The sequence below is a fragment of the Mycobacterium triplex genome (genome assembly GCF_000689255.1).
Classification (GTDB): Bacteria; Actinomycetota; Actinomycetes; order Mycobacteriales; family Mycobacteriaceae; genus Mycobacterium; species Mycobacterium triplex.
On sequence record NZ_HG964446.1, the window covers coordinates 4,150,794 to 4,157,718 of the forward strand.

Consider the following 6,925-nt stretch of genomic DNA (forward strand, 5'->3'; position numbering starts at 1 on the left):
TGCGTGTCTATGAATGATCTATTGCGCTACAGTGTCACAGGCGGCGATTTCTTGCGTCAAGCCGGATTGGAGGCCGATGGACCGCCTGGATGACACCGACGAGCGGATCCTCGCCGAGCTCACCGAGCATGCGCGGGCGACCTTCGCCGAGATCGGCGAGAAGGTGAATTTGTCCGCGCCGGCGGTGAAACGCCGCGTGGACCGGATGCTCGACAACGGCGTGATCAGGGGCTTCACCACGATTGTCGATCGCAATGCGCTCGGCTGGAACACCGAGGCCTACGTGCAGGTGTACTGCCACGGCACCATCGCGCCCGATCAGTTGCGGGCGGCCTGGGTCGACATGCCCGAGGTGGTCAGCGCGGCGACGGTGACCGGGACGTCCGACGCGATCCTGCATGTGCTGGCCCGCGACATGCGTCACCTGGAGTCAGCGCTGGAACGCATCCGGGAGAGTGCGGACATCGAGCGCAGCGAAAGCATCGTCGTGCTGTCGAACCTGATCGACCGGATGCGGACCTAGCCGGCCGCTGGCCGGCGTCCGCGACTCGAGCATCACGCTGGGGTTCGCGAGCGTAACGCCAGGCTGGGGTCGGACGCGATTTTCGGGCGTGGCGTTACGCTCGCGGATTGACGGTTACGTGCGGCGGCCGAACCAGCGCGACAGCCTGGACTCCGATGCCGGCTGGCGAGTTGCGTAGGGCCACGGCCGGTTTCGTTCCGGCACCGAACTCGCCCGGGCCTGTTTCAGCTGCATGCGCAGGTGCTGACGGAGATCGTGCAGGTCGGGATCCGTCCAGCGGTTGTCGGCTTCGATCGGGTCGACGGTCAGGTCGTAGAGCTCCCATTGGTCGTCGAGCGGGGAGGTTCGATATGCCTCTCCCCCAAGGCCATTGGCGGCCAGATGGCGAACACCCGGTTCGGTCCAGGTACCCGGATCGTCGCAGGTGCGCACCAGCTTCCACAAATGTCCCGCACCGCGCGCCTCGTCGACCCGCACCACCAGTCCCTCGAAATTGGACGCGGTGTGCGCCGGGACCCGGATACGCAGCGGCGCGGGTGGATTGACCGTCTGCTTCAGCCGCCGCGCCAGACCCGACGCGCTGCTATCCCCTTCGAGCATGTTGTCGCGGGTCATCAGGTAGACGGCCCGGGCATCGTCGGCGGGTGCGCCGTCAACGACCGGCATGAGGTCGCGGCCCGGCAACTCGTGGACCTCCGAGAACGACTCCGCAAGTGTGGCAGCCACTTCCGCGACGTCGACGCCGGCAGCCCCCAGCAGCGTCGGGACCAGGTCGACGTGCGATGTCGGAGCCGTGACAACCCGGGGCTGCGTCGCACGCGCACCGATGCGGGCGATGACGAACGGAACGCGGGTCGCCTCGTCGTAGAGGTTGAACCACTTCTGGTGCAGCCCGCCGTGGGCGCCCAGCAGGTCGCCGTGATCGGCGGTGCGCACCAAAACGGCGTCGTCCGAACCACCTTCGGTGACGGCCCGCCTGACGCGATCGATCGGTCCGTCCACCTCGGCGTGCAGCCGGTAGTACAGGTCGCGGTAGCGCTGCGCGCCGCGCTCGTAGGTCCGGTCGATCGCGGGCGCCGGACCGTAGCCGGAGTAATAGGCCTCGCGGAAGGCGATCTGCGCGGCCGGTTTGGTCGACAGGTCTTCGTCGGCGGTGGGCGCCGGGGCGATCGGCGGCGGGTCCAGCGGTGACGGATTGACCGGACCGCGGCGCGACCACAACGGGAACAGCACGATGTCGTGCGGGTTGACGAAGCTGGCAACCAGCAGGAACGGACGCAACGCGGCGGAATCACCGGCGCGGCGGCGGGCGTACCGGTCGGTGAGCCAGGCGACGACACGATCGGCGATCAACGGATCGCGGCGAATGCCGGCGTTGGCCAACAGCGCCCCGTGCGGCTCCGGGCCGACCCATCCGGAAAAGCCATACGGTCCAAGCGGATCCGCGTCCAGGTAGCGCCGCACCGCGACCGGGTGGACGACGCCGTCATCGTCATTGGTCGCCAGCGGACGCCCGGTGTCGGAGTCGATGAGATCGGCGTGCGAGATGTGCCACTTGCCGTCGTAGTGCGTGTCGTAACCGGCCGCGCGAAACCAGTTGCCCAGGGTCGGCACCTCGCCGCGGCGCAGCCAGCGCATCCGCGAGTCCTCGGCCGTCTTTCCGATGCCGTCGGTCTGGGTGACGCCGTGCAGGTCCGGGTACTGCCCGGTGAAGATGGTCGGGCGGCTGGGAACGCAGGCGAGCGAGCCGGTGTAGTGTCGGCCGAAGCTCACGCCATGGTCGTCGAACCACTTACGCCCCTGCAGTATTCGATCACGCCAGGCGAGCACGTCGGGCGTCTCGTACGGCGGTACCGCGCGTTCCTCATCGGTCATCAGGATGACGATGTCGGGCCGGTCAGACACGTGCGTTCTCCAATCGGTTAGCGAGCCCGGCAAGCATCGAATCGGACTGTCGTGCAACGACTTGACACACAAGGTGCTCGGCGAGCCGTTGCGGTAGGCGAGGCCCGATGTCGATCGTGGTGGTCAATCTCACGGTCACCGAATCGGCCGAGTTCGCCGCGAGTGTCCAGCGGTTGGCCACCCGGCGCAGCAGCCGGGGCAGGCCCTCGATGTCGTAGGCGAGCGCGTGGGGCGGGTCGAACTCGGTGATGCGCTCCACGAGGGTGTCGCGTTTGACTTGGACTCGCCGCGTCGTGCCGACCGCTGCTCCGTCGGCGCCCGAGGACAGGATGCACGAGTGGTCGACGTTGTCGGCCCACGAAACGATGGCCCCGAAGTCCGCCAGCACGTCCCAGACTTCTTGCCCGCGAGCGGCAATGATGCGAGTGCGCTGAATGTCGGTCACGCGCTTACGCTACGCGAAGCCCGTCAAATCGGGGTGATATGCAGCATCGTCTCGAGCACCACCGAGGCGGCGCCGGCCGCGCCAAAGAGGGCCAGGGTCACCCAGTCCGCCAGTTTGGGCCGGGCCGGGGAGGCCGACAGCTGGCCCGCCCCGCCGCGGGCGGTGATCGCATCGCCCATCTCGTCGGCGCGCCGCAATGTCACGACCATGGCCGTCGCGAGCAGGTCGATCAGCTCACGGCCCTGCTGCTGGCGCCGGGCCCGGCGCGTGGGCGGCGCCTCTTTGGGGCGCAGCCGGCGGGCGGCGTAGAGCACCTGGAATTCCTCGATCAACATCGGGAAGGCGCGCAACGCGAGGGCCAACGCCGCCGCCCATTCGTCGACCGGGATCCGGAATATCTTGAGCGGCCGGCCCAAAGTTGCCAGTGCGGGCCCGATTTCGGCGACATTTGTCGTCCAGGACACGATCGCCCCGAGGGTGAGCAGCAGGATCGTCAGCGCGGTCATCCGCAGGAAGTGCAGCGATCCGCCCAGGCCGACGTGCAGCCCGGCCACCGACACCACTGGACTACCGCCGGCCAGCGCGGCCGTCACAAAGCCCAGCGCGATGACGAGCCACAGCCAACGCGGCACCGTAGGCAGCGCACCGCGTGGAATGTGGGCGAGCCGGACGGCCGCCACCGTCAGGCCGCCGAGCAGTCCGATGGTCACCCAACCCGGATAGAAGGTCAGCAGCACCGCGGTGCCGACGACGACCAGAAGTTTGGTGCCGGCCCACAACTTGTGCATCGCGGTGTTTCCGGGCACCGGAACCAAAAGCACCACCGGACGCGCAGGACGCTTCGTCTGGGCCTTGGCCGGTGACTCAGTCGCGGTCACGCCACACCCCCCGCCCTGGTCGGCACCGATTCCAGTACTCCGTCGCGCAGATGCAGGGTGCGCGGGCAGATCCCGTCCAGGCCGACGCTGTCGTGCGAAATCACCACCAGGGTCAGACCCTGCTCACGACGTAACCGGTCCAGCAGCGTCAGCAGGCCGCGTTGGCTGGCGACATCCAATCCGGCCAAAGGCTCGTCGAGGATCAGCGCTCGCGGCGACCGCGCCAACAGTCCGGCCAGCACGACCCGACGCATCTGGCCACCGCTGAGCTGGTCGATGCGCCGTCGGGCCAACGCGGGCTGCAACCCGACCAGCCCCAATGCCGCGGCCACCCGGGCTTCGTCTTCGGGTGAAAAGCCCGCTGCCGAAGCCACTTCCAGGTCGACGTGGCTGCGCATCAACTGCAGGCGGGCCGACTGGAACGCCAATGCGACCACGCCCACGTGCTCGTGGGTGGGCTCGCCGTCGATCAGGCAGGAGCCGGTGGTGGGGACGGTCAACCCGGCCATGATCCAGCCCAGTGTCGACTTGCCCGACCCGTTGTCGCCATGGATCAAGACACCGTCACCCTGCTCGGCGACGAAGTTGATGTCGCGCAGGGCGGTCTTGGCCCACGGTGTGCCACTGGCATATTCGTGCCCGACGCCGGCGAGTTCGATCGCTCCCGCGTCGTGCCGCCGCGCCGCCACCGCACCGGACACCGGTGCGTCGGCGATTCCCGCGCGGGTGTTGTCCGATGACTCGCTGAGGTTGATCATGCGGTCGGCGGTGGCGGCCTCGTTGTCGAAGTGGGTGATGTGCACCAGGGCGGTCCGGTGCCGCTTGGTCAGTCCCGACATCACGCCCAGCAGGGCATCGCGGCCCTGCTGATCGATCATGGAGGTGACCTCGTCGGCGATGAGCAGTGCGGGTTCTCGGGCCAGTGCCGCGGCGAGTGCCAGGCGTTGCAGCTGCCCGCCGGACAAACTTGCCGTGTCGCTTTCGGCGAGGTCCTCGAGCCCGACCTCACGCAGCAACCGGTGCACATCGACCTTCGCGTCCGGCGGTAGGCCCCACACCACATCGTCGGCGACCCGGGTGCCCAGCACTTGGCTCTTCGGGTGTTGTAGGACAAGCGCGGTGCCGCCGAGTTCGCCCAAACCCACTGTGCCGGGCCGGTCTACGGTTCCCGAGGTCGGTCGCCGGCCGGCCAGGATCAGCATCAACGTCGTCTTGCCGGAGCCGTTGGCACCGGTGACCGCGACGTGCTCTCCGCCTCGAACTTCCAAGCTGACTTCGGGCAGTGCGTCTTGAGCGGCCCTGGGGTAACGGAACCGCACCCGCTCCAGTCGCACCGGCACCGGACCGATCCGGGCATCGGCCGCCGCGTCGGTGTCGGGTGGATCCAGCTTGTGCACATCGGGGATGTCGCCCATCCGCTCCAGCAGCCGGGACAGCGCCGACCAGCCGATCAGCGTCACGATCACGACCACGAAAACCAAATAGGGCAACACCAGCCACGGCCAGTACTGCAGCCCCTCGGCGACATAGCGCTTCAAGGTTTCGGCGACATTCGGCAGATGCACCCAGCGCAGGAATGCGGCGACACCGTCGACGTTCGCGGTCAGCACGCCAAAGATCAACTGCCGCAACCGAGTCAGCACCGCGAATACGGCGACCCAGGCCGAACCCCAGATCAATCCGGCGGCCAGCGAGGACAGGATCACGGTGGGTACCCCCCGGCCCTTCCGTTTGACGATTCCGCATATCCCCCCGACCCAGGCGGCGTCGACGACCATCGCGGAACTGCCCAGCCCGGAGATCAGGAAGGCGATCACCGTCGCGGCGACGGCCGACGCGATCAGCACCCGAGGACGGAAGCGGTAGGCGAGCAGCCCCATGGGCACCGTGCCCAGCACCCCGAAGCCCTGAGCGAACGGGATGACCGCGGCGATGATTGCGGTCACCGAACAGAGCGCCCCCATCACCGCGGCCTGAGCTAATTCGTTCGGCTGCAGCGGACCTTTCGTACTGTGCCGAAGCGGGCGCGCGGTCACTTTCTCGATTGTGCCAGGCCTGTACAGGGTGCGCCCTCAGTTAGCGGCTCTTTGCTGGCCCGTGGCAATTCTGGGCACCAAGGTGATAGCCGTTGGTCTCGCATAGCAAAGCTATGCAAGCATGGACGGATGGACAACGTTGTCGACACCGCAAACGGCGCGCTGCAGCAGGGGCTGGGCGCAGACCTGCTCGCTGTGGTCGCGCGGCTGAACCGACTGGCTACGCAACGCATCCAAATGCCGCTGCCCGCGGCACAGGCCAGACTTCTCGCGACCGTCGAAGTGCACGGCGAAGCGCGCATCGGCGACCTTGCCGCCGTCGATCACTGTTCTCAACCCACGATGACCACCCAGGTGCGTCGACTCGAAGACGCCGGCCTGGTTAGCCGGACCGTCGATCCCGGCGATGCCCGTGCGGTCCGGATCCGCATCACCCCCGAAGGGCGACGCACCCTGAACGCGGTTCGGGCCGACCGCGCCGCCGCGATCGAACCGCAACTGGCGATGCTCGAGCCGGCCGACCGCGAGGTGCTGACAGAGGCGGTCCGGGTGCTGCGCCGGCTGCTCGACAATGCCGCCGCGACACCGCGCCGCAACACACTGTGACCGGCCCGCACCCCTTATCGGTCGTCGACCGATAAGGGGTAGACACTTAGTCAGTGGCTTCCGCGTTCCCAGCCCCACCGCTCACTGTCTTCGTCGGCTCGATGAGATATGTCTTTGCTCCGGGCCGCGACGTGATCGTGGCTTACGGCGACTGGTGCGACGTCCCGCTGGACCGCCTGGGCTTCGCCGCCCCGCCCCCGCCGACGCCGCAGCCCGATCTGCTGCTGCGCTTCGCCGAAACGCGCTGGGTTGCCATCGACAGGAGTCGCAGCGGCATCTTCGTCGACGGGGCCCGGGTTGCGACGGTCGACATCCGCGACGGTCAGGCGATCGCGCTGGGTGATCCACAGCGCGGGCCACGGCTGGTGTTCCGGCTTGGCTCGCCGGCCGGCCCGCCCGGGCCGCCGCCGGTCCCCGCCGACGCCGGCCGTACCCGCCGCCCCTGCCACCGCCCCCGATGCAGCCGCCGCCCATGCAGCGGCCGCCAATGCCACCGCCCCCGCCCAGACAGCCACCGCCGCCAGTCGCGCCG

At 68.4% G+C, this 6,925-nt stretch carries 6 protein-coding genes and 1 pseudogene; 3 read left to right on the top strand and 4 right to left on the bottom strand.

Annotation, left to right across the window (positions count from 1 at the left end):
• Window positions 1-76 precede the first annotated feature (76 nt).
• Window positions 77-523, top strand: coding sequence for an Lrp/AsnC family transcriptional regulator (locus tag BN973_RS19275; protein ID WP_036470189.1), 447 nt, complete (start codon window positions 77-79; stop codon window positions 521-523).
• Window positions 524-637: 114 nt separating this feature from the next.
• On the opposite strand, the gene BN973_RS19280 is transcribed toward BN973_RS19275, so the two are convergent.
• Genes BN973_RS19280 through BN973_RS19295 form a run of 4 tightly spaced genes read right to left on the bottom strand, consistent with a single transcriptional unit; the run spans window position 638 to window position 5,715 of the window.
• Entirely contained in the window at window positions 638-2,428 is a 1,791-nt protein-coding gene (locus BN973_RS19280) for a sulfatase-like hydrolase/transferase (protein WP_036470191.1), read from the bottom strand.
• Window positions 2,421-2,873: an SRPBCC family protein gene (locus BN973_RS19285; protein WP_036470192.1), complete on the bottom strand. Its 453-nt coding sequence runs from the start codon at window positions 2,871-2,873 to the stop codon at window positions 2,421-2,423. The genes BN973_RS19280 and BN973_RS19285 overlap by 8 nt, the downstream gene beginning before the upstream one ends.
• Before the next feature lie 23 nt (window positions 2,874-2,896).
• Window positions 2,897-3,751: a CbiQ family ECF transporter T component gene (locus tag BN973_RS19290; RefSeq protein WP_036470193.1), complete on the bottom strand. Its 855-nt coding sequence runs from the start codon at window positions 3,749-3,751 to the stop codon at window positions 2,897-2,899.
• Entirely contained in the window at window positions 3,748-5,715 is a 1,968-nt protein-coding gene (locus BN973_RS19295) for an ATP-binding cassette domain-containing protein (RefSeq protein ID WP_036472728.1), read from the bottom strand. The genes BN973_RS19290 and BN973_RS19295 overlap by 4 nt, the downstream gene beginning before the upstream one ends.
• Before the next feature lie 201 nt (window positions 5,716-5,916).
• Here BN973_RS19295 and BN973_RS19300 point away from each other — a divergent pair, with 201 nt between their 5' ends.
• Together BN973_RS19300 and BN973_RS31765 are read left to right on the top strand one after the other, a co-directional pair.
• Window positions 5,917-6,393 carry a MarR family winged helix-turn-helix transcriptional regulator gene (locus BN973_RS19300; RefSeq protein WP_036470195.1) on the top strand — a complete coding sequence of 159 codons (477 nt, stop codon included), beginning with the start codon at window positions 5,917-5,919 and terminating at the stop codon, window positions 6,391-6,393.
• A 101-nt stretch (window positions 6,394-6,494) separates the two neighbouring features.
• Window positions 6,495-6,925, top strand: a pseudogene (locus BN973_RS31765) (FHA domain-containing protein); the annotation flags it as partial.